Genomic DNA, 20,816 nt, shown 5'->3' with positions numbered 1-20,816 from the left:
GGGATAAGCTAGCCGTGGCTAGTGTTGCAGCCGGGTTTTGAGCGGCGTCCGTGTGGGTAACGCGGCCCGACATGTCCTGGCGGGCAAGCTGTCTTTGCGCGCCGCGCTCAGGCTTCGAGTGCCGCTCGTGCACACAACTCGTCGGTCACCAGTCCCGACAGCCAGCCGCCTTTGAGCACGGCAATCAGCGCCTCGCGCTTGCGCTCGCCGCCGGCAAACCCGATCGTGGGCCGCCGCGGCGGAGAGTCGAGCGCGATGCTGGTGACGCGCCGGCCGGTCGGCGATTCGACGTGCGCGCCGGCTGAATCGATCGGCAGGCCAAGCATTTCGGCCACCGCACCGTTCTGCATCAACTCCTTCACTTCCGCGGTCGTGATAAAGCCGTCTTCGTGCAGCGGGCATTTCGGCCCAATATTGCCGATGCCGACAAACGCGACATCCGCCTGAGCCGACAGCGATTCAACGATCCGGTACAGGCGGTGATTGCACCACTGCGCGCGTTCGGCCTCGCTGTCGGCGAGCAACGGCGCGGGCAGCAGAAAATGCTTGCCGCCGGTCTTCTCCGAAATGTGCAGCGCGACGTCGTAGCGGTTCGAGGAGCCGTCCGAGGCGATCGCCCCGACCATCGATACCAACCGGTGCTGCGGACGCTCCAGTTGCGCGATCTGATCGACCGCGGCCTTCAGCGTACGGCCGCTGCTCACGGCGACCACCATCGGCTTTTCTTCGCCGAGATAGCGTTCCATGACCTGCGCGCCGGCCACGGCCAGCTTGCGGTCGACTTCCTCCGACGTGTCGCTGTCGATCGGGACGACTTCGCACATGCTCAGGCCGTAGCGCTTCGAGAGTTGATCGGCGAGCGCAAGACAATCGGCCAGTTTGTGATCGACGCGCACGCGAATCAGATTCTTCTCGACAGCGAAGGCGACCAGCCGCTGCGCGACCGGACGTGACACCTGCAGTTTCTCGGCGATTTCGTTTTGCGTATTGCCGGCGACGTAGTAAAGCCACGCGGCGCGGGTTGCAAGATCTAATTTTTCTGTGGACTTGGGCACGGTGACGGTTCGCTTGAAGTGCGCCGATGATAGCAGCCGGTCCCCGCCGCTCAACGGGAACCGGCTGTGGTTTGCCGGTTAGGCGAGCGGTTGCCGCGCGGGGTCGAACAGCGGCCGCACGTGGCGGTAGAGCGCGCGATACGCTTCGAGCCGGTTGCGCAGCTCGGCGTGCCGCCGCGGGTTCGGTGTGAACTCCTTTTCGATCGGCGGTTTGGTCAGCACCTTGGCCGGGTCGCCGCCTGCGGCCAGCCAGCCGAGGCGGGCTGCGCCGAGCGCCGCACCGGTCTCGCCGCCACCGTGCTTACGGGTGGCGGTGTCGAGCGCATCGGCGAGCAGTTGCGCCCAGTAATCGCTGCGCGCGCCGCCGCCGAGCAGGGACAGCGCCTTCGCTTCGGTGCCGGCCGCGCGCAATGCGTCGAGGCCGTCGGTGAGCGCAAGCGTCACGCCTTCGAGCACCGCATAGCCGAGCAACGCGCGATCGGTCGCGTGAGTCATGCCGAAGAACACGCCTTGCGCGTACGGGTCGTTATGCGGCGTACGTTCACCCGACAGATAGGGCAGAAAGAGCGGGGCGGTGTTCAACGCCTCCGCTGGCAGCGCCTCGATTTCGGCGAGCAGGGTCGGCTCATCAGTGGAGGTGAGCTTGCAGACCCAGCGCAAACAACTTGCCGCCGACAGCACCACGCTCATCTGATGCCAGCGATCCGGAATCGCGTGACAGAACGCGTGTACCGCGGAAGCGGGGTTTGGCCGGAAACTGTCGCCGACCACGCACAACACGCCCGAGGTGCCGAGTGAGACGAAGCCGTCGCCCGGTTGCGTTGCGCCGATACCGATCGCACTCGTGGCGTTGTCGCCGCCGCCGGCCGCGACGATCACGCCGTCGCTCAAACCGAACTCGCGCGCCACTTCCGGCAGCAGCGTTCCGGACGGCGCGCTGCCTTCGCATAGGCCCGGCATCTGCGCGCGCGTCATGTTGCAGGCGGCGAGCAGCGAATCGGACCAGTCGCGTTTCGCGACGTCGAGCCACAGGGTGCCGGCGGCATCTGATGGGTCGGACACTTTGCCGCCGGTCAGTTGCAGACGCAGGTAATCCTTCGGCAGTAGCACGCAGGCGGTTTGCGCGAAGATTTCCGGTTCGTGGCGCGCAACCCACAGCAGCTTCGGCGCGGTGAAGCCGGGCATCGCGAGATTGCCGGCCACGGTGTGCAACTCCGGCGCGCGCTCCGTCAACTCCGCGCATTCCTTGTCGCTGCGCATGTCGTTCCACAGGATCGCGGGCCGCAAAACGCGGTTCTCTGCATCCAGTAGCACGGCGCCGTGCATCTGCCCTGAGAGGCCGATGCCGCGAATCTGTGCGAACTCGTCGGGATGTTTGGCGCGCAACGTGGCCAGCGCCGTGCGCGTGCCGGTCCACCAGTCTTCGGGATTCTGTTCGGCCCAGCGCTGATGGGGACGCGAAACGGTAAAGGGTGAGCCTGCGGTGCCGATTACGCGTCCATCGGAGGCGAGCAACAGGACTTTCACTTCGGACGTGCCGAGGTCGATGCCGAGATACATGGGCGCGAAACCTTCGTCGATAGGGATGCGCTACTTTAGCCGCATAGGGCAAGCGGTGCCATGCGCATTAAGCCTGGCACCGCTTGGTTCGATGGCGCACGGTGCGCGGCGCTGAGTGACGATGCTAGTTGCTGCCGCTGGACATGCGCCACATTGCGACTACGCTGGCCCCCGGTGTGCGGGTCAAGCCGCGCCGCGTTTGGCCAGCCACACGTCGACACGCGCCAACGCGCCCGCCAACGCCGATTCCAATTCCGGCGTCTGCGCCATGCTGCCCCAGAGCAGGCGGTCAGCAGCGAACGCCTGCAACGGATCGGGCGCGCTAAAGAAGCCGCGGGCGGCGCGCTCGTCCATCACGCCATCCTGATACGCATACGGCAATGTGCCGGCGTTCCAGCGGTCGAGGAAGCGGAAGAACAGCGCCGGCAACATCGCCGTCGCCGCCGGTGTGACGCCACGTTCGAAGCATTCGGCGAGCGTCGGCGCGATAAAGCCTGGTAGCTTCGAAAAGCCATCGGCCGCGACGCGCTGGTTAGTGTCCTGGATATAAGGATTGCCGAAGCGTTCGAGCACCACGTCGCGATAGCGTTCGAGATCGAGCGGGCTCGGTGTAAGGCACGGGATCACGTCTTCGGTCACGTAGTCGAAGGCGAATTTGTTGATGTCCGGATCAAGTGTGCCTTCGTGAATGTAGTTCAGTCCGACCAGCGTACCCGCCCACGCAATGCAGCTATGCGTCGCGTTGAGAATGCGGATCTTCGCTTCCTCGTACGGCAGCACCGAGTCGACCAGTTCCGCGCCGACCTTTTCCCACGCCGGGCGTCCTGCGACGAAGCGGTCTTCGATCACCCACTGGATAAAGGATTCACCCATCACCGGGCAGGCATCGTCGACGCCGGTAGCGGCTTTGACGCGCTCGCGCACGTCGGGTGTCGGGCGCGGCGTGATGCGGTCGACCATTGAACTCGGGCACGTGGTGTTGTCGTCGAACCATTGCGCCAGTTCTTCTGCGCCGCGCCGTTCGAGAAACGCGCTCATGCCCGCATGAAAACGCTCGCCGTTGCTGCGCAGGTTATCGCAGGTTTGCAGCGTGACCGGGCCGGCGCCACGCTTCATGCGTGCGTCGAGAATCGCCGCGAGCGCGCCGTAAATCGTGGTGTGGCCGCCCTTCAGGTCAGCCGCGAGATCGGCATTGGCCGTGTCGAGCTCGTCCTGTTCGTCGAGGTAGTAACCGCCTTCGGTGACGGTAAACGCAATGATCTTGCAGGCCGGATCGGCGCCCGCTTCGATGAGCGCGTCGAGACTTTCGGTCCACGGCACCACGCGTTCGATCGACCGAATCGTCTCGTACGCGCGCTCGCCTTGCGGCGTGACGGTCTCGAGCGTATAGACGCCGTTTTGTGCGGCGAGCGCTTCGAGTACCGCGTTCATGTCGCTGCGGATATTGCCCACGGTCAGCGACCAATGCGGTTCGCCCGGCACGTTCGCCTCGTTCAACCGATGGAGATACCACGCCTGATGCGCGCGATGAAACGATCCCGCGCCGATGTGCAGGATCACGTGTGCGGCCGCGCCGCTGCCTTGCCCGCTGTTCATGTGCGTCTCCTGAATGTCTTTGATCGCACGGCTCGGCGCGTGCGTTTTTTCTTGAGGTGGAGCATTTGCTCTGTCTGTGAGCGAATGATCGTACCCGGCGAAACGAATGTCAAGGTGACGTCAGCGGCTTTTCGTGGCGCGGCGCGGCGTGGCGGGACTTTCGGCGCGATTCGCGAGGCGGCTGGTGCGCTATGGGACGCATCGGGACGCGTCTCGCGGTTTATGTTGCATTGCATCAAATTTGGCTTTCGCCGGGAGAGGACTAAGCCGAATGCTGAAAAGTATCGGTTTGCGGTTTCGTTTTTAGTGGGGGTTCCCGTCGACGGCGAGATGCGGTCGCACTGTACGGGTCCGGCATTGGATTGAACTTCAATCAGATTTTTCGGAATTGTCGGATTTCAAAGCGGTTCAAATTGATTGAAAGTTGTTTCGCCTTCCTTGATAGAACGAATGATTTAAGGGGCGAAATGACGGAAGCCGAAGCACTTTGCGAACTGAAGGAGTCGAAAAGATGATCGAAGATAAGGACGTGGCCGCGCAAGTAGCTGCATTGCTGTACGTCGCAGACAGGTCCGTGATTGACGCTATCCGAGTAGTTCAGGACAAGTGCCCGCCCGAAGTGCTTTTCCCCTTCAGGCGCGGCATGGGCGACGTGATCTACGCCCTCTACGAAAAGGGAATCGTCCCGATTTGCAGACAACATCCACACTTAATACCCGAAGGAGAGACGCTTGATGGCATCAAGGGTTGCTGACGCTAGGACGTCAACGGACGCTAGGGAGCAACGTCATGATTGAGGAAAAGAATCTTGCGGCAGAGATCAACGAGAAATTGCTGTTGGCGCACCTCTCGATTGTTGACGCCTTGAAACTTGTTGAGGAGCACGGCTCAGAGAGGGAGCTTCAAGCATTCCGTGCTGGAGCCGCGAGTGTGGCGGGACATCTGTTTGGTCTTCTCCTGAGGCCGCTGTGGCAGACGCACCCCGAACTAGCTCCGGAAGGGCTAGATATGAGCCCTCCGTCGAAGAAGAAGGGCAAACGATAAAAAGGCGAGAGCAACGAACCGGAATCTAGGAGCATGGACAAATGTCCGACTTGGAGGCTAGTTCGCAACCGCGCCTCTTTCTTTGCAGCGGCGTGGTGGCCGCTGCTTCACTCTAGTGCTTGACTGCTGCCTGCTGCGCATCAGCTCGCGCACGCGCGGCAGTCTTTACGCGCTCCTGCTTACGCGTCACAGCTGTGTCCGGCGCAGCTTCGGCTGCAGCTTCCCCTGCTTCTCGTCCCGCCTGCGCAGCATCTGCAAGAAGTTGTGCCGCAAGTTTGGCGGTGATGCGGCTGTGAGGAACTCCCTTCGCATCGAGCGCGATCACCTGGTACAGGTCGCGGTCGCATTCAATTTCTTGCTGGTATTGCTCGACGGTATAGAGCAGGTGTTCCAGCAAGTTACGCTCACGGCGTCTTTCCTCAACCGTCGTAGCCGGGCATCGGGTGATGCTCGCCGCGAGATTAATCAGTGTTTCAAGCTGCCGGATTTGTCGGTCGCATGCGCCAAAAGCCGACAGTGCGAGTTTTTCGTACTGGAGCGCATCAACGGGTGGCCGTGATTCCGTTTGAGTCTTTTTGGTGGATTTGGTCATGGTGCGATTTCCGATGTGTTCCTGAAACGCCCGACACCGCTAACAAGTAGGGTGAGCGGGCACGTAGCGAGTTTGAGAGACCGGCGGTAGTTCAAACCGGCGGGCCTTTCGGCCCCCTCACTACGACCCGCCCATTGAATGGACGTGTGGAAGCAAGCGCACGGCCCACGAATGTAGGTTGTGCGAACTACCGTTCGGGCTCTCACACCCGGCCGTTTTGTCTGACGGCACATAGAAATCTAACCCAACCGTTTTTTAAGACGATCAACCACACAGGCTAAACGCGCGAACTATGACTAATCTTTACATTTGGGCCGGCGCGTCTATGTGTCACCATGCGTTGTGAGAATGGAGTCGATGCGTCACGCATTGGCAACGAAACGAAGACGCTTAAAGCATCGTCCTCACATGCCAAAGTTCAGGAAACAAGACAACGTCGAGCATCTTCCGCAGATAAGGCGCGCCACTCGTACCACCGGTCCCCTGCTTAAAGCCGATGATTCTCTCAACCGTAGTCACATGCCTAAACCGCCACTGTCGAAACGCATCCTCGAGATCGACAAGCTCCTCCGCCATCTCGTACAGATCCCAATGCTGCGAAGGATTCCGATAGACCTCTAACCACGCAGCCTCAACAGAAGCATCATGCGTAGTAGGCTGCGTCCAATCCCGCTCCAACCTTGACGGTGAAATCGCAAACCCACGCCGCGACAGCAAGCGCACGACTTCGTCATAGAAAGAAGGCGCCTCCAGCGAAGCCGTCACCTCGGCAAGCACATCCGCCCGATGCGCATGCGGCTTCAGCATCTGCTCATTCTTATTACCGAGCAGAAACTCGATCTGTCGATACTGATAAGACTGGAACCCGGAAGAGCTACCCAGATAAGGCCGCATCGCCGTGTACTCGGACGGCGTCATCGTCGCGAGAACGCTCCATGCCTGCACGAGCTGTTCCATGATCCGCGACACCCGCGCAAGCATCTTGAACGCCGGCGGCAACTCATCGCGATGAACCGCCTTCAACGCGGCACGCAGTTCATACAGCGCGAGCTTCATCCACAACTCACTCGTCTGATGCTGAATGATGAACAGCATCTCGTTGTGATCCGGCGACAACGGATGCTGCGCATCCAGCACCGTCCCCAGCGACAGATAGTCGCCGTAACTCATCGACTCCGAAAAATCGAGCTGCGCGTCATGCCAGCCATCGCCGGAATCCGCGGCGGCAGAGGCCGTAACCGAGGCCGAAGGGGCGGCCACACTGCCATGCCCAAACGGACACCCTTGCGCCGGTTTCTCTTCCGGCAATCCCGGCGTTTGCATGTGATCGGTCATCGCGCGCTCCTCAGGTCACTGCGCCGCGAGCGGCAAATTCGGGTGCTCGCCAGGTTTCTTGCGCAAGCACATCGCGCAGCGTCTCCACCGAATCCCACACATCGACGAAGCGCGTGTACAGCGGCGTGAAACCAAACCGCAACACATGAGGTTCGCGATAGTCGCCGATCACGCCCCGCGCGATCAACGCCTGCATCACTTCATAACCGTGCGGATGCTCGAAGCTCGCATGCGAACCGCGCTGCGCGTGGTCACGCGGCGTCACGAGCTTCAAAGGAAACTCGCCGCAACGCGCTTCGACCAGTTCGATAAACAAATCGGTCAACGCGAGCGACTTCGTGCGGATCGTCTGCATATCCGTTTGAAGGAATACATCGAGCCCGCATTCGACCAGCGACATCGACACCATCGGCTGCGTGCCGCACAGGAAGCGGCCGATACCGTCATCGGGCTGATAGGCCGGGTCCATTTTGAACGGCGAGCGATGACCCCACCAACCGGACAGCGGCTGCGCGAAATCGTTTTGATGCCGCTTTGGCACCCACACGAAAGCCGGCGAACCCGGACCGCCATTCAGATACTTATACGTGCAGCCCACCGCGTAGTCGGCGCCGACACCATTCAGGTCGACCGGCACCGCGCCTGCCGAGTGCGCAAGATCCCACAGCGCGAGGGCGCCTTTGTCGTGGATGAGTTGGGTCAGCGCGGCCATGTCGTGCATGTAGCCGGTGCGGTAGTTCACGTGCGTGATCATCGCGATCGCTGTGTCGTCGCCGATCGCGGCGGGTAACTCGGAAGGGTCGTCGACAAGGCGCAATTCATAACCGCGATCGAGCTGTTCAATCAGCCCTTGTGCGATGTACAGATCGGTCGGGAAATTCGAACGCTCAGAAACGATCACGCGACGCTTCGGGTCGCGCGCATTCGCCAACCGCACGGCAGCCGACAAAAGCTTGAACAGGTTGATCGAAATCGTATCGGTGACGACCACCTCGTTGTCGGCCGCACCGATCAACGGCGCGAGCTTGTTGCCGAGGCGGCGCGGCAATTCGAACCAGCCGGCGGTGTTCCAGCTGCGGATCAGGCCTTCGCCCCATTCGGCGCCGATCACGGTTTGCGCGCGTTGTGCGGCGGCGGCCGGCGGCACGCCAAGCGAGTTGCCGTCGAGATAGATAGTGGTCGGCGAGAGCGCGAACTGGTCGCGCAGCGGCGCGAGTGGGTCGGTGCTATCCAGCGCCAATGCTTCTTCACGAGTGTTCATGATGGTCCAGTCAGAGAGATCAGGGAGTTCGGTGAATGCGGTGATTCGGTTTTGCAGGGTGCCGGTGATCAGCGAGATTCGGGCAGCGCGCGCAACACGGCGCGCACGGGGCTCGCATCGAGCGTGGTCAGCTTGAGCGGCAGCGCGATCAATTCATAGTCGCCCGGCGCGACGGCATCCAGCACGATGCCTTCGAGGATCGCCATGCGGTGCGCGCGAATCCGATGGTGCGCGTCCATCGTCTTCGATTCCTGCGGATCGAGCGATGGCGTATCGATGCCGATCAGCTTGACGCCGCGAGCAGCGAGGAGATCGATGGTCTCAGGCGCAACTGCACAGAACGCGCTGTCCCAGACCGCAATCGGCGCGTTTTTGTAAGTGCGTAGTAAGACTCGCGGTGGCAGGTGGTCGAGCGAGCCAGTCAGGTGTTGTGGCGTGACAACAGGCGAAGCGCCGATGCAATGAATCACGCGGCAGCGGCCAAGGTACGCATCGAGCGGCACCTGGCCGATCGCCGCACCTTCGGCGTCGTAGTGAAGCGGGGCGTCGGTGTGGGCGCCGGTGTGCGGCGACAGCGTCAGGCGCGCGACGTTGACGGGCGAGCCCGCTGCCATGCGCCATACGCGTTCGATGCCGACCGGCGTGTCACCAGGCCAGACGGGCGTCGCGGTATCGACGGCGGGGGTGATGTCCCAGAGTGTTTGCATGTCTCCATCGGCGGATTGTGTCTATCCACGAATGATAGGTGGCTTGTCGCGAAATGTGATTGCGAAAAAATCTCCTTCTGAGCCGTGTCTTGGAACATAATTTGAGTCAAATGGGAAAGGGAGACCGAATATGAACGCGATCTCGCTCGACGCCACCGATTGCCGTATCTTGACGGTGCTTCAGCAAGAAGGACGGATCAGCAATCTCGATTTGGCGGAGCGCATTTCGCTCTCGCCGTCGGCCTGTCTACGACGCCTGCGCTTGCTGGAAGAGCAGGGCGTCATCGAACATTACCGCGCGTGTCTGAACCGCGAAGTGCTGGGTTTCGAACTGGAGGCGTTCGTGCAGGTGTCAATGCGCAACGACCAGGAGAACTGGCACGAGCGTTTTGCAGAGGCGGTGCGGGATTGGCCGGAAGTAGTCGGCGCGTTTGTCGTGACCGGCGAAACCCATTATCTGCTGAGGGTTCTCGCTCACAATCTCAAACACTATTCGGATTTCGTGCTGCAACGCCTCTATAAGGCGCCGGGCGTGATGGATATTCGTTCGAATATTGTGCTGCAAACGCTGAAGGAAGATTCGGGCGTGCCGGTATCGCTCGTGAAGAAAACCAGCAGCCACAGCGCGTCGCACAGCTGAATGCGCACGGCGGGTCCGCTCGCATCGGCGTGTATGTGCTCGCAGCCGCCGTTAGTCTAAAGGCGGCGCCGCGTTCAAAGCGGCTTGAGTCCGTGAAATTGACCGTTCTGGAAGACTAGCGGCGCAATCTCCGCGGCATTCTCATGGACGCCACAGCGCTCCACTTCGCCGACGAAAATCACGTGGTCGCCTTCTTCGTAGCGGCTGCGGTTATGGCATTCGAACCAGGCGAGCGCGCCGTCGAGCACCGGCATGCCGGTGTCGCCTTCGGCGTGCGATACACCTTCGAAACGGTCGCCCTTCACCGTGGCAAAGCGTTTGCACAACTCGAGTTGTGATGCGGCCAGCACGTTGACCACGTAGTGACTGTTCGCCCGGAACACCGGCATCGACGCCGAGCGCGTGGCCAGGCTCCATAGCACCAGTGGCGGATTGAGCGAAACCGAATTGAACGAGCTGGCCGTGATGCCGATCAACTGGCCGGACGCGGCGCGCGTGGTAATGACAGTGACGCCGGTGGCGAATTGGCCGAGCGCCTGCTTAAAGGCGGGCTGGTCGAAGTTGGGCGGGCTGGCGCGCTTCATCGGACGGAAGCCTTTGCGCCAAGCCGGATGAACACCGGGCTGAACCCATCACGCGTGCGGCCGGAAATAAATGATTCAAAAGTCATAGTGAAAATCGTCGATTTGTCCCAATTTTAACTGCAATCACGGTGGACTGGCCGCGAGGCCTGCCAGTTAGTGGAAAAACCGCTAAGCTGGAAAGTCTCGGTGGTGGCATGAGCGTTGCGGTTAACTGGGACCGGCGTCGGCCGGCTATGCGTATCAAGGAGCAAGCAGCATGAGTCAGACAGGCGAAGTCGCCACCCTCGGTGGCGGGTGTTTCTGGTGTCTCGAAGCGGTGTATCTGGGCGTCGAAGGCGTGAACTCCGTGGAATCGGGCTATGCGGGCGGCCAGACCCAACGGCCGACCTATGAACAGGTGTGCGACGGCGTGACGGGCCACGCAGAAGTCGTGAACGTCGACTTCGATCCGGCGAAGATCAGCTATCGCGAGGTTCTCGATATTTTCTTCGCGATCCACGATCCGACCCAGTTGAACCGGCAGGGCAACGACGTCGGCACACAATATCGCTCGGTGATTTTTACCCACTCCGAAGCGCAGCGGGAAACGGCACTGCAGGCGATCCACGAGATCGGCGAACAGGGTATCTACGACGGCCGGATCGTCACCCAGGTCCTGCCGCTCGACGGCAACTACTGGCCGGCCGAGGCGTATCACCAGAACTATTTCGCGCAGCATCCGAATCAGGGGTACTGCTCGTTCGTGGTGGCGCCGAAGGTCGCGAAGTTTCGGCAGAAGTTCGCGCACCGGATCAGGGCGAGCTGAGTCGGCGCGGCGGTGGAGGTTTGATGGCGGGCTGATTGGCGGGACTGGCGGCGGCTTAGGTTTCAACCTGGGCCGCGGCCGAAGTCGCGGCTCGATAAGCCAGGTGACGTCGGGCAGATCGCAATGCGCTGGCGCAGCGCCGCTCAGCCTTGCTCACCGCCTTCACGCTGCCCATCTTCGTTCGGCTCTGACTCTGACTCTGACTCCGACTCCGACTCCGACTCTGACTCCGACTCCGACTCCGACTCCGACTCCGGATTCGAATCCGAAGGCCGCACCGACTCGAGTTGCGATTGCGGCTCTGACTCCGGGCGCGTTTGCTCATGTTCGTGCTCGTACTCATGAGCAAGGTGCGCATACGCTTCAATAATTGCCCGCGCCAGTTCCACGCAGCTTAACGGCGCCGAACCTTCCGCCTTGTTGTTGATCGCGATCACCACCGGCTGGCCGGCCAGCGCGTAGCGCGCGGCCAGCTCTGCGAGCGCGGCGCGAGTCACCGGGTCCTCGTCGACCAGCTGGTTGAATGGTTCGTACTTGGCCTTCGCCTGCTCGTATTTGAAGCCGCCGTGCAAACTCCAGCGTACGATCAGCGGGCCGGCCGGCTCGCCGTCCAGCAGCGCGAGCGCCGCCGCTTGGCGCAATGGGTCCGGCATCCGCGCATGAATCCCGACGCAATACCGCACGCCTGCCGCTTTCAGCGTGCGGATGAAGCGCGGCGTGAGCAAACTCGCGTCGCGGATTTCGATCGCGTAGCACGTGCCTTCAGGCAGCTTGGGCAACGCTGTCAGGAACTCGGCGAGGCGCTCGATGAACACCGCCGGTTGCGCGAGCATCTGGTCGGGCAGTGGCGAGAGCTGGAACACCAGCGCACCGGCTTTCGCGCCGAGGCCTTCAAGGCATGGCGTGACGAATTCGTCGATCGCCATTTGCGCGTTCAGAAAGCACGGGTTCAGGGAGACCGGCTCGCCGCGTTCGGCGCGCACGGTAGCGTCGGTGATCGTCATCGGCGCTTTGACGATGAAGCGGAAGTGCTCCGGCACCTGCTGTGCGTAGCGCAAGTATTCGGTGACGGTGAGCGCCTGGTAAAACGACCGGTCGATGCTGACGGTCTTTAAGAGTGGATGCGCGCCATAGGCTGTCAGACCTTCGCGTGAGAGTTTGCTATTGCTGTAATCGTCGCCGTAGACGATGCCGTTCCAGCCCGGAAACGACCAGGTCGACGTACCGAGGTGGATCTGCGTCGGCAGTTCGGCGGCGAGCCCCAGGAGTTCAGAAGAGGGTGGCGCGGCCAGAACGTCGCGCGATCGGCGTTTCCTGGGCGTATCGGCGATTGCCGGCGCTGCATTGGCTTCGGCCGCGGTCCCGCTTTCGGGTGGCACCGGTGTGTCGTCTTCCTGCCAAAGCAGGGCGGCGCCGCTTGCCTTTGCGCGCGGTTGGCGCTGCCGTTCAACCTGCGCCGTAGCCGCGGGCATTGGCGCTGCAGCCGAGCTTGCTAGCGTGACTTCGGCTTCGGCACTCGCGCACTTTGCTCCCGCGCCCGCATCAGGCTTTGGCGCCGCCGTCTGCTCCACCGGCATCCCGAACAGATCGAACTGCACGGCGTCGGCCTGTGCGTCATGCTCGCCGTTCACCGGCTGTTCAACTTCGCTTGTCCCGCTCTGGTCCATCGATGTTCGACCTGCTGTTTAAGGTTAGCGCCGCGTCGGCCCGCCCGGTAATGCAAGCAGCCCCGGCACGCAGCGACGGCACATCATCGCCACGGCGCAACCGTATCACAACGTTTTGTCGTACATATAGTGGCGCGACCACGGCAAGGTCTTTGCGCTGCGGCCGGCTTTACGGCAGACCACCTGGAAGATCGAGACGTCGTCGTTTTCGAACGCGTACGCGCAACCGGCGAGGTACACGCGCCAGATGCGGAATTTTTCGTCGTCGACCAGCTTGCGGGCTTCGTCCGCATGCGCCTCGAAGTTTTCCGCCCAGATGTCCAGTGTTTGTGCGTAGTGACGGCGCAGGCTTTCGACGTCAACCGCTTCAAGCCCGCCGCGCTGCATGGCTTCGAGCGCGAGGCTGATGTGCGGCAGCTCGCCATCCGGAAAGACATAGCGGTCGATGAATTCGCCGCCGCCGAGCGCGGTTTCGCCGCTGTCCGAATCGCTCGACGTGATGCCGTGATTCATGGCGACACCGTCGTCGGCGAGCAGATCGTGAATCTTCTGGAAGTAGCCCGGCAGATTCTTGCGGCCGACGTGCTCGAACATGCCGACGCTGGTAATACGGTCGAACTGCCCGTTGATGTCGCGATAGTCCTGCAGACGAATCTCGATCTGGTTTTCCAGTCCCGCGGCTTTCACGCGTGCGGTAGCGAGATCGAACTGGTTCTGCGACAGCGTCACGCCGACGCACTTTGCGCCGAACTTTTGCGCTGCGCGCAAGACGAGCGCGCCCCAGCCGCAGCCGATATCGAGCAGATGCTGCCCGGGTTGCACCTGGATCTTGGTGAGAATGTGGTCGATCTTCTTGATCTGCGCGGTGGCGAGGTCCTCATCGCCATTCTCGAAGTACGCACACGAGTACACCATGTTCTCGTCGAGCCACAGCTTGTAAAACTCGTTCGAGACGTCGTAGTGATACTGAATGGCCTTCTTGTCCGACGACTTCGAGTGCTGGAAGTAGCGCCGTACGCGCGCCAGCTTGCTCGCGCTGGTGACGGTGTTGCGCGCCAGCTGATAGCTGATGTTGATGATGTCCGACAGCTTGCCTTCGATGTCGATCTTGCCCTTTACGTACGCCTCGCCGAGATTGTCCAGGCTCGGTTCGAGCAGATAAGGCAGCGCCGTAGCGCTTTTGACATGTAGCGTGACCCGAGGCGCGGCGAACTGCCCGAAGTCATGTTGCTGACCGTCCCACAGCACAAGGCGTGCTGGCAGGTTAGCCTTGGTTTTTACCTCTTCCACCCACTGCGCCAGCTTTTTCTCCCAGAACATGTGATCTCTCCGTGTTCGTTGAATTAAAGCAAAGCCTGTGTGGATTGCGGCTCCCTGCGGCGCAACTCCCATGCCGCGAGACGCAGTCCGACCGGCGCGCGCTACTGCGTTGGCAACGCGCGTACGATGTTGTTTTCCGGTTCAAGGCGATAGGCGGGAGATTAGCCAGTCGCTGTTTTCGCTTGAACGCGTGTAGAGCAAGCGGTCGTGCAGACGCGACGGCCGGCCCTGCCAGAATTCGATTGCGTCGGGTACCAAACGATAGCCGCCCCAGTGCGGTGGGCGCGGCGGTTGGTCACCGTATTGCAGGATGATCTCCCGTTCGCGTGTTTCGAGCTGCGAACGGCTTTCAATTACCTGACTTTGATTGGATGCCCACGCGCCGATGCGTGAACCGAGCGGGCGCGACGCGAAATACGTATCGCTTTCTTCGGCGCTGGTTTTGACGATGCGGCCTTCGACGCGCACCTGGCGTTCGAGTTCGATCCAGTAGAACAGCAGGCTCGCGTAGGGATTGGCGGCCAGTTCGCGGCCCTTGCGGCTTTCGTAATTGGTGAAGAACACAAAGCCCCGCTCATCGACGCCTTTGATCAGCACGATGCGCGCCGACGGCCGGCCGCGCGAGTCGACCGTGGCCAGCGTCATGGTATTCGGTTCGGGCAGTTGGGCGTCGACCGCTTGCTTAAACCACGTGTCGAATTGACGAAACGGGTTGCGGTTGATATCGGCAACGTCCAAAGAACCCAGCGAATAGTTTTTTCGAAGTTCGGCGAGTGAGGTCATGTTCTTATGCGAACGCTTCAGTTCTAATCAGTATAGCCAACGCGTGATTATTTTGCCCGCGACCAGATCAAGGCCCGCCGCGCTGTGTGGATATGCACGCCATCACTTTAGCGGCGGTTTGTGCCGTTTGTGCCGTTCATGCCATTCGTGCCTCCAGGTCGGTGTGGTCATGTGGATTGACGCGATCAGGCAAAATACGGGCTGCGAACGCCTGAGCGTGCCCGAGCGTTTTCATCACTTTGTGTTTTGCCTGCTTTGAACGAGCCTTCCACCATGTCCAGCACTACTGCGCCTTCCGATCTTACTACCAGCCTCGACGGGAGTGAAACCGCCGACCGCGCGCGGCGCTTCGGCGGCGTTGCCCGTCTGTACGGGGCGCCGGCGCTTGCTGCGTTCGAAGGCGCACACGTCGCCGTGATCGGCATCGGCGGGGTCGGCTCGTGGGTGGCGGAGGCGTTGGCGCGCAGCGCGGTCGGCACGCTGACCTTGATTGATCTCGACAATGTTGCCGAGAGCAACACTAACCGCCAGATCCACGCGCTGGACGGTAACTACGGAAAACCGAAGGTCGAGGCGATGGCGGAACGCATCGCGGCAATCAATCCGTTCTGCGACGTGCGGCTGGTTGAAGACTTCGTCGAGCCGGACAATTTCGCGGCGACGCTCGGCGGTGGGTTCGATTATGTGATCGATGCGATCGACAGCGTGCGCACCAAGACCGCGTTGATCGCGTGGTGCGTCGAGAAGAAGCAACCGTTGATTACGGTAGGTGGTGCGGGTGGCCAGTTGGACCCGACGCGCATTCGGATCGACGATCTCGCGTTGACCATCCAGGACCCGTTGCTGTCGAAAGTTCGCGGGCAGTTGCGCAAACAGCATGGTTTTCCGCGTGGTCCGAAGGCGAAGTTCAAGGTGAGCGCGGTGTATTCCGACGAGCCGTTGATCTATCCGGAAGCTGCCGTCTGCGATATCGACGAGGAAGCGGAGCACGTCACGACGTCACCGGGTCATACGGGACCGGTCGGTTTGAACTGTGCGGGGTTTGGTTCGAGTGTGTGCGTGACCGCGAGCTTCGGCTTTGCCGCTGCCGCGCATGTGTTGCGGGCGTTAGCGAAGCAGGCGGCGGGTTGAAGCGATAGGGCGTTTAAAGCCGGGAGCCGGGCAGGTGTGCGGTGAGGCTGTGAGGCGGTAAAGCAGGAAGGCAATAAAGACACGAGCGTGTCGCAGGGCATTATGCCGCAGTGCATTCAGGCGCGGCTGCCACGCCGCACCTGAACACAGTACCGATTAGAACAACAACGCGCTCAGCTTGCGCCGCCATTGCGACACCAGCTCCGGCTGATGCGCGGCAAGATCGAACACCGACAGCATCGTTTTTCGGCCGATGTCGTCGCGGAACGTGCGGTCGCGTTGCACGATGGCTAGCAGATGCTCGAGCGCGCCTTCGTATTTGCGGCGGGCGATGAGCGCGCTAGCCAGATCGAAGCGTGCTTCGAGATCGTCCGGATTCGCGGCGACTTTAGCTTCGAGTGCATCCGTGGGCGGCAGATCAGCCGCCGCGTCCACCGCGTCGAGCCGGGTCTTGATCGCGTTGAAGCGCGCGTCGATGCCTTGCGTGGTTTTCGGCGACAGCAAGTCGACTTCATTGCGCGCTTCGTCGATGCGGTGATCTTCGAGCAGCATTTCGATGAGGTCCATGCGCGCTTCGTCGAAGCCCGGGTCGTAGGCGAGCGCGGCTTGCAGCGCATTGTAGGCATCGTCACGACGGCCTTCGGCCCGCGCGGCTTGCGCGTCAATACGTGCCGCGTCCGCGCCTTGCGGGACGAGGCGCTCGATAAACTCGCGCAACTGGCCTTCCGGCAGCACGCCGACGAATTGATCGACCGGCTGGCCGTCGGCAAACGCCATGACGTGCGGAATGCTGCGCACCTGGAAGTGTCCGGCCAATTCCTGGTTCTCGTCGACGTTCACCTTCACCAGCTTCCATTTGCCGGCGGCTTCGGCTTCGAGTTTTTCCAGCATCGGGCCGAGCGTCTTGCAGGGGCCGCACCATGGCGCCCAGAAATCGACCAGCACAGGGGCCAGTGTCGACGCCGCGATGACGTCCTGTTCGAAAGTGGCCAGCGTGGTGTCCATTGCGTCCTCGTCGATAAAAGGGTTGGTTGGCTAGGTGGGGCCGGGCGCGGCGAATTCAATGCGCCGCGCGCTCACTTTTACTTGCTCTGATTCGCGCTTATTTTTTTGTCGGCAGCGGAATCCATTCGGTTTCACCCGGCACCTTGCCCATCTCCTGATTGGTCCACGCCAGCTTCGCGGCTTCGATCTTCTCGCGCGAGCTGGCGACGAAGTTCCATTCGATAAAGCGCTCGCCATCCAGCTTCTCGCCACCGAGCAGCATCACGCGCGCGCCGTGGGTGCTGGCAAGCGTGACGGTTTCGTCGAGCGCGAGCACGGCCATCTGACCTACTTCGAGCGGTGTGCCGTCGATTTCCAGATCGCCGTCCACCAGATAGACCCCGCGTTCCTCATGTTCCGGTTCGAGTGCGAACGCGCCGCCCGGGGCGAACTCCGCAGCCACGTAGAGCGTGCCGGAAAAGGTTGCGACCGGCGAGGTTTCGCCGAACGCCGTGCCCGCGATCACGCGCAGCGTGACGCCGTTGCGCTCGACCACCGGCAGCGTGTCGGCCGCGTGATGCGAGAAGGACGGTTCGATGTCTTCGTCGTCGAGCGGCAGCGCGACCCAGGTCTGGATGCCGTGTATGGTCTGGCCGCTCGCGCGGTCTTCGGCCGGCGAGCGCTCGGAATGGACGATGCCGCGGCCCGCCGTCATCCAGTTGACGTCGCCCGGGACGATCTTCTGCTCGGAGCCGAGGCTGTCGCGATGCGTGATCGAGCCTTCGAACAGATACGTGACGGTTGCGAGGCCGATATGTGGGTGCGGACGCACGTCGAGCCCGACGCCGGGTTCGAGCGTGGCGGGGCCCATGTGGTCGAAGAAGATGAACGGGCCGATCAGGCGCGCCGCCATGGCCGGCAGCACGCGCCGCACGGTGAGACTGCCGACATCGCGCAGATGCGGCTTGAGGACTGCTTTGATCGAGGAAGACATGGGCAGGCTCGGCTGAAAGGGTGGGTTGGATTTTGCTTGATGGATGATTCTACTGCGGTTGAGGCTACGCCCGCATTCTGCGCGCTATGTACACACATGTATTTACATTGACAGTGTGGATGGCTATAGTATTAACTCGTACATACAGCGTACATCCGCAACAGGAGTTCAGCATGCTCACCAAAGTCTTTCGCAACGGCAATTCGCAAGCGGTGCGTATTCCAGCCGAATTGGCATTCGACCGCGCCGACGTCGAGGTTGAAATCGAACGAGTTGGCGAAGAATTGCGGATCCGTCCAACCCGGCGTCCACTGACTGGCGTGCTCAAGAAATTCGGCAAATTCGGGCCAGACTTCATGTCCGAAGGACGTGGAGATCACGAGCAGGCCGAGCGCGAGGATTTGTAATGCCGCGCTACATGCTCGACACGAATATCTGCCTCTACCTGATGAAGAATCAACCGGAACAGGTTGCGAAACGCTTTGCGGAATGTTTCGTCGGCGATGTGGTGATGTCTGCCATTACCTTTGCGGAACTGGAATACGGCGTGGCGGTATCGGCGAACCGTGCGCGCGAGCGCCGTAACCTGGCGGCACTCGCCGAAGACATTCTGGTCATGCCGTTCGACAGTGCGGCAGCCAGCGCGTATGGTCCGATTCGCGAGGCGACGCGTGAGCGTAAGAAGGATCAACTCGACAAGCTGATCGCAGCGCATGCCGTGGCGCTCGGCGTGGTGCTGGTGACCAACAACGAACGTGACTTCGCCGCGTATCCGGGGCTGCGCGTGGAAAACTGGCTGAACGGCTAACTACGTTTTAATGCACTGTCGAGTGACGCGGCGTCCGCTAAACTGCCGGTTCGAACAAACAAATGGAGACCGGGATGTCACCCAGGGATCTGCTGCTCGCGCTGGTGGTCGTGGTTGCGTGGGGCGTCAATTTCGTCGTGATCAAGGTGGGTCTGCATGGCGTGCCGCCGATGCTGCTCGGCGCGCTGCGTTTCGCGCTCGCCGCGGTGCCGGCGGTGTTTTTCGTCAAGCGGCCGCAGATGCCGTGGCGCTGGTTGTTCGCGTACGGGGCGACGATCTCGTTCGGGCAGTTCGCTTTCCTGTTCTCGGCAATGTACGTCGGTATGCCGGCGGGGCTCGCTTCGCTCGTATTGCAGGCGCAGGCATTCTTCACGCTGATTTTCGCGGCGCTGTTTCTGCGTGAGCGTTTTCGCGTGCCGAACATCGTCGGTCTGTTGATCGCGGCGGGCGGTCTCGCGGTAATCGGCGTGCAAGGCGGCCACGCAATGACGCTCGCCGGTTTCGTCCTCACGCTGTGCGCCGCGTGTTCGTGGGCGCTCGGCAACATCGTGACGAAGAAGGTCGGCAAGGTCGATCTGGTTGGGCTGGTGGTGTGGGGCAGCCTGATTCCGCCGCTGCCGTTTTTCGCGCTGTCGTACGCGTTCGAGGGACCGCAGCGCATCGTCGCGGCGCTTTCCGGGATCAGCGCGATGTCGATTTTCGCCATCGTGTACCTCGCGTTTATCGCGACGCTGATCGGCTACGGCCTGTGGAGCCGGCTCCTGTCGCGCTATCCGGCGAGCCAGGTGGCGCCGTTCTCGCTGCTAGTGCCGATTGTCGGACTGGCGTCGGCGTCCCTGTTTCTCGACGAGCAGTTGTCGGCGGCGCAGATCGTGGGTGCCTTGCTGGTGATGGCGGGGTTGGCGGTGAATGTGTTCGGTGGTTGGGTCGTGCAGCGGCTCTCACTGGCGCGTTGAGCGCCTCTTAAGTGTGAAGCAGAAAAAACGGCCGCATCGAGCGGCCGTTTTGTTTATTGCCGGCATGATCCGGCATGGCGCAAGTGTCACGCCGGGCGGCGTCAGGTCATGCGATTCTTCGCCAACGGCGGATTCGCCGCGAAATAGCGCTTGATGCCGGTCATGATCGCATCGGCCATCTTCTCCCGATACGCGTCGTCGTTTAGGCGGCGCTCCTCATCCGGGTTGCTGATGAAGGCTGTCTCCACGAGGATCGACGGAATGTCCGGCGCTTTCAGCACGGCAAACCCGGCCTGTTCGACCGAACCCTTGTGCAGCTTGTTGATGCCGCCGATCTCGTTCAGCACGAAATTGCCGTAGCGCATCGAATCGCGGATCTGCGCGGTGGTCGACATATCGAACAGCGCGCGGTTGACGGCGGCGTCGGCGGACTTGATATTGATCCCGCCGATCTGATCCGACGAGTTCTCCTTGTTCGCCATCCAGCGCGCCGCGGCGCTCGATGCACCATGCTCCGACAAGGCGAACACAGACGAACCCTTCGCATCCGGTGTGGTGAACGCGTCCGCATGGATCGACACGAACAGGTCCGCACCCACGCGCCGCGCCTTCTGCACCCGCACGTTCAGCGGCACGAAGAAGTCGGCGTCGCGCGTCATCATGGCGCGCATGTTTGGCTGCGCATCGATCTTCGCGCGCAGCTTCTTCGCGATGTCGAGTGCGACGTGCTTCTCGTACGTGCCCGAGCTGCCTATCGCGCCTGGGTCTTCGCCGCCATGGCCCGGATCGATGGCGACGGTCAACAGACGCACCGTGTTGCTCTTGCCGGATTTCGGGTTGGTGAAAGCGTAGCTATCGTCGCTGTCGCTGTCATCGCCGAGGTTGCTGGCGCTGCTGCCACTGCTATTGCTGCCTCTGTTGCGGGCGATGGCGGTCTGCGGCGCGATGGGCGCCGTCGGCGTCGAAGGCTTGCCCAGGATGGGCGGCGCAGGTG

Annotated in this window: 22 protein-coding genes; 8 read left to right on the top strand and 14 right to left on the bottom strand. The window is 61.7% G+C overall.

What is annotated here, in order from left to right; all coding sequences use genetic code 11:
• Positions 1 to 107 precede the first annotated feature (107 nt).
• The 3 genes from GNZ12_RS05500 to dalD form a co-directional block, all read right to left on the bottom strand.
• On the bottom strand, positions 108 to 1,055 hold the full coding sequence (locus GNZ12_RS05500; RefSeq protein ID WP_172309406.1) for a sugar-binding transcriptional regulator: 948 nt from the start codon (positions 1,053 to 1,055) through the stop codon (positions 108 to 110).
• 78 nt (positions 1,056 to 1,133) lie between these two features.
• Positions 1,134 to 2,615, bottom strand: a complete 1,482-nt coding sequence (xylB, locus tag GNZ12_RS05495) for a xylulokinase (protein ID WP_172309405.1) — start codon at positions 2,613 to 2,615, stop codon at positions 1,134 to 1,136.
• A 183-nt stretch (positions 2,616 to 2,798) separates the two neighbouring features.
• Entirely contained in the window at positions 2,799 to 4,211 is a 1,413-nt protein-coding gene (dalD, locus tag GNZ12_RS05490) for a D-arabinitol 4-dehydrogenase (protein WP_172309404.1), read from the bottom strand.
• Between the two features lie 511 nt (positions 4,212 to 4,722).
• Between dalD and GNZ12_RS05485 the strand changes: the two genes are divergently transcribed.
• Both GNZ12_RS05485 and GNZ12_RS05480 read left to right on the top strand, forming a co-directional pair.
• Positions 4,723 to 4,965, top strand: coding sequence for a nitroreductase family protein (locus GNZ12_RS05485; RefSeq protein ID WP_172309403.1), 243 nt, complete (start codon positions 4,723 to 4,725; stop codon positions 4,963 to 4,965).
• A gap of 35 nt (positions 4,966 to 5,000) precedes the next feature.
• On the top strand, positions 5,001 to 5,255 hold the full coding sequence (locus tag GNZ12_RS05480) for a hypothetical protein (protein WP_172309402.1): 255 nt from the start codon (positions 5,001 to 5,003) through the stop codon (positions 5,253 to 5,255).
• 112 nt (positions 5,256 to 5,367) lie between these two features.
• Here the strand turns inward: GNZ12_RS05480 and GNZ12_RS05475 are convergent, their stop codons facing one another.
• From GNZ12_RS05475 to kynB, 4 genes are all read right to left on the bottom strand, one after another.
• Positions 5,368 to 5,847 carry a hypothetical protein gene (locus GNZ12_RS05475; protein ID WP_172309401.1) on the bottom strand — a complete coding sequence of 160 codons (480 nt, stop codon included), beginning with the start codon at positions 5,845 to 5,847 and terminating at the stop codon, positions 5,368 to 5,370.
• A gap of 390 nt (positions 5,848 to 6,237) precedes the next feature.
• Positions 6,238 to 7,182 carry a tryptophan 2,3-dioxygenase gene (gene kynA, locus GNZ12_RS05470; protein WP_172309400.1) on the bottom strand — a complete coding sequence of 315 codons (945 nt, stop codon included), beginning with the start codon at positions 7,180 to 7,182 and terminating at the stop codon, positions 6,238 to 6,240.
• Between the two features lie 10 nt (positions 7,183 to 7,192).
• Complete coding sequence (gene kynU / locus GNZ12_RS05465) at positions 7,193 to 8,443, bottom strand: kynureninase (protein WP_172309399.1); 1,251 nt, start codon at positions 8,441 to 8,443, stop codon at positions 7,193 to 7,195.
• A gap of 68 nt (positions 8,444 to 8,511) precedes the next feature.
• Positions 8,512 to 9,150 (bottom strand): arylformamidase, encoded by a 639-nt coding sequence (gene kynB / locus GNZ12_RS05460; protein ID WP_172309398.1) that lies wholly within the window; start codon positions 9,148 to 9,150, stop codon positions 8,512 to 8,514.
• A 130-nt stretch (positions 9,151 to 9,280) separates the two neighbouring features.
• On the opposite strand from kynB, the gene GNZ12_RS05455 reads away from it, so the two are divergent.
• Positions 9,281 to 9,790, top strand: a complete 510-nt coding sequence (locus tag GNZ12_RS05455; RefSeq protein WP_172309397.1) for an Lrp/AsnC family transcriptional regulator — start codon at positions 9,281 to 9,283, stop codon at positions 9,788 to 9,790.
• Positions 9,791 to 9,864: 74 nt separating this feature from the next.
• On the opposite strand, the gene GNZ12_RS05450 is transcribed toward GNZ12_RS05455, so the two are convergent.
• Positions 9,865 to 10,374, bottom strand: coding sequence for a flavin reductase family protein (locus tag GNZ12_RS05450; protein WP_172309396.1), 510 nt, complete (start codon positions 10,372 to 10,374; stop codon positions 9,865 to 9,867).
• Positions 10,375 to 10,630: 256 nt separating this feature from the next.
• On the opposite strand from GNZ12_RS05450, the gene msrA reads away from it, so the two are divergent.
• Positions 10,631 to 11,179: a peptide-methionine (S)-S-oxide reductase MsrA gene (gene msrA / locus GNZ12_RS05445; protein ID WP_172309395.1), complete on the top strand. Its 549-nt coding sequence runs from the start codon at positions 10,631 to 10,633 to the stop codon at positions 11,177 to 11,179.
• A 143-nt stretch (positions 11,180 to 11,322) separates the two neighbouring features.
• Here msrA and GNZ12_RS05440 read toward each other — a convergent pair whose 3' ends face one another.
• The 3 genes from GNZ12_RS05440 to pdxH form a co-directional block, all read right to left on the bottom strand.
• Positions 11,323 to 12,846: a DUF72 domain-containing protein gene (locus tag GNZ12_RS05440; protein ID WP_235993614.1), complete on the bottom strand. Its 1,524-nt coding sequence runs from the start codon at positions 12,844 to 12,846 to the stop codon at positions 11,323 to 11,325.
• Between the two features lie 105 nt (positions 12,847 to 12,951).
• The gene (locus GNZ12_RS05435; protein ID WP_172309394.1) at positions 12,952 to 14,166 is read right to left on the bottom strand and encodes an SAM-dependent methyltransferase; all 1,215 of its coding nucleotides are present in this window, start codon (positions 14,164 to 14,166) and stop codon (positions 12,952 to 12,954) included.
• Positions 14,167 to 14,307: 141 nt separating this feature from the next.
• Entirely contained in the window at positions 14,308 to 14,949 is a 642-nt protein-coding gene (gene pdxH / locus GNZ12_RS05430) for a pyridoxamine 5'-phosphate oxidase (RefSeq protein ID WP_172309393.1), read from the bottom strand.
• A gap of 273 nt (positions 14,950 to 15,222) precedes the next feature.
• Between pdxH and tcdA the strand changes: the two genes are divergently transcribed.
• Positions 15,223 to 16,080 (top strand): tRNA cyclic N6-threonylcarbamoyladenosine(37) synthase TcdA, encoded by an 858-nt coding sequence (gene tcdA, locus GNZ12_RS05425; RefSeq protein WP_172309392.1) that lies wholly within the window; start codon positions 15,223 to 15,225, stop codon positions 16,078 to 16,080.
• Positions 16,081 to 16,236: 156 nt separating this feature from the next.
• On the opposite strand, the gene trxA is transcribed toward tcdA, so the two are convergent.
• A complete protein-coding gene (gene trxA / locus GNZ12_RS05420; RefSeq protein ID WP_172309391.1) occupies positions 16,237 to 17,085 on the bottom strand; it encodes a thioredoxin in 849 nt (282 codons plus the stop codon).
• A gap of 97 nt (positions 17,086 to 17,182) precedes the next feature.
• On the bottom strand, positions 17,183 to 18,058 hold the full coding sequence (locus GNZ12_RS05415) for a pirin family protein (RefSeq protein WP_172309390.1): 876 nt from the start codon (positions 18,056 to 18,058) through the stop codon (positions 17,183 to 17,185).
• 173 nt (positions 18,059 to 18,231) lie between these two features.
• Between GNZ12_RS05415 and vapB the strand changes: the two genes are divergently transcribed.
• From vapB to GNZ12_RS05400, 3 genes are all read left to right on the top strand, one after another.
• Positions 18,232 to 18,465: a type II toxin-antitoxin system VapB family antitoxin gene (gene vapB / locus GNZ12_RS05410; RefSeq protein ID WP_172309389.1), complete on the top strand. Its 234-nt coding sequence runs from the start codon at positions 18,232 to 18,234 to the stop codon at positions 18,463 to 18,465.
• Positions 18,465 to 18,866 carry a type II toxin-antitoxin system VapC family toxin gene (locus GNZ12_RS05405; RefSeq protein ID WP_172309388.1) on the top strand — a complete coding sequence of 134 codons (402 nt, stop codon included), beginning with the start codon at positions 18,465 to 18,467 and terminating at the stop codon, positions 18,864 to 18,866. Before vapB ends, GNZ12_RS05405 begins: the two co-directional genes overlap by 1 nt.
• 74 nt (positions 18,867 to 18,940) lie before the next feature.
• Positions 18,941 to 19,822 (top strand): EamA family transporter, encoded by an 882-nt coding sequence (locus GNZ12_RS05400; RefSeq protein ID WP_172309387.1) that lies wholly within the window; start codon positions 18,941 to 18,943, stop codon positions 19,820 to 19,822.
• Positions 19,823 to 19,923: 101 nt separating this feature from the next.
• Here GNZ12_RS05400 and GNZ12_RS05395 read toward each other — a convergent pair.
• Positions 19,924 to 20,816: N-acetylmuramoyl-L-alanine amidase (locus GNZ12_RS05395; RefSeq protein ID WP_172309386.1), on the bottom strand; the 893-nt coding region annotated here is incomplete at its 5' end.

It is taken from the genome of Paraburkholderia solitsugae (assembly GCF_013177695.1).
GTDB lineage: Bacteria > Pseudomonadota > Gammaproteobacteria > Burkholderiales > Burkholderiaceae > Paraburkholderia > Paraburkholderia solitsugae.
Note: the sequence above shows the minus strand (reverse complement) of the source record. Positions and strands in the feature narration are given on the sequence as shown.

Excerpts from the sequence above, each read along its gene's own strand:
- xylB (WP_172309405.1), bottom strand. The coding sequence starts at position 2,615 with ATGTATCTCGGCATCGACCTCGGCACGTCCGAAGTGAAAGTCCTGTTG.
- dalD (WP_172309404.1), bottom strand. The coding sequence starts at position 4,211 with ATGAACAGCGGGCAAGGCAGCGGCGCGGCCGCACACGTGATCCTGCAC.
- GNZ12_RS05485 (WP_172309403.1), top strand. The coding sequence starts at position 4,723 with ATGATCGAAGATAAGGACGTGGCCGCGCAAGTAGCTGCATTGCTGTAC.
- GNZ12_RS05480 (WP_172309402.1), top strand. The coding sequence starts at position 5,001 with ATGATTGAGGAAAAGAATCTTGCGGCAGAGATCAACGAGAAATTGCTG.
- GNZ12_RS05475 (WP_172309401.1), bottom strand. The coding sequence starts at position 5,847 with ATGACCAAATCCACCAAAAAGACTCAAACGGAATCACGGCCACCCGTT.
- kynA (WP_172309400.1), bottom strand. The coding sequence starts at position 7,182 with ATGACCGATCACATGCAAACGCCGGGATTGCCGGAAGAGAAACCGGCG.
- kynU (WP_172309399.1), bottom strand. The coding sequence starts at position 8,443 with ATGAACACTCGTGAAGAAGCATTGGCGCTGGATAGCACCGACCCACTC.
- kynB (WP_172309398.1), bottom strand. The coding sequence starts at position 9,150 with ATGCAAACACTCTGGGACATCACCCCCGCCGTCGATACCGCGACGCCC.
- GNZ12_RS05455 (WP_172309397.1), top strand. The coding sequence starts at position 9,281 with ATGAACGCGATCTCGCTCGACGCCACCGATTGCCGTATCTTGACGGTG.
- GNZ12_RS05450 (WP_172309396.1), bottom strand. The coding sequence starts at position 10,374 with ATGAAGCGCGCCAGCCCGCCCAACTTCGACCAGCCCGCCTTTAAGCAG.
- msrA (WP_172309395.1), top strand. The coding sequence starts at position 10,631 with ATGAGTCAGACAGGCGAAGTCGCCACCCTCGGTGGCGGGTGTTTCTGG.
- GNZ12_RS05440 (WP_235993614.1), bottom strand. The coding sequence starts at position 12,846 with ATGGACCAGAGCGGGACAAGCGAAGTTGAACAGCCGGTGAACGGCGAG.
- GNZ12_RS05435 (WP_172309394.1), bottom strand. The coding sequence starts at position 14,166 with ATGTTCTGGGAGAAAAAGCTGGCGCAGTGGGTGGAAGAGGTAAAAACC.
- pdxH (WP_172309393.1), bottom strand. The coding sequence starts at position 14,949 with ATGACCTCACTCGCCGAACTTCGAAAAAACTATTCGCTGGGTTCTTTG.
- tcdA (WP_172309392.1), top strand. The coding sequence starts at position 15,223 with ATGTCCAGCACTACTGCGCCTTCCGATCTTACTACCAGCCTCGACGGG.
- trxA (WP_172309391.1), bottom strand. The coding sequence starts at position 17,085 with ATGGACACCACGCTGGCCACTTTCGAACAGGACGTCATCGCGGCGTCG.
- GNZ12_RS05415 (WP_172309390.1), bottom strand. The coding sequence starts at position 18,058 with ATGTCTTCCTCGATCAAAGCAGTCCTCAAGCCGCATCTGCGCGATGTC.
- vapB (WP_172309389.1), top strand. The coding sequence starts at position 18,232 with ATGCTCACCAAAGTCTTTCGCAACGGCAATTCGCAAGCGGTGCGTATT.
- GNZ12_RS05405 (WP_172309388.1), top strand. The coding sequence starts at position 18,465 with ATGCCGCGCTACATGCTCGACACGAATATCTGCCTCTACCTGATGAAG.
- GNZ12_RS05400 (WP_172309387.1), top strand. The coding sequence starts at position 18,941 with ATGTCACCCAGGGATCTGCTGCTCGCGCTGGTGGTCGTGGTTGCGTGG.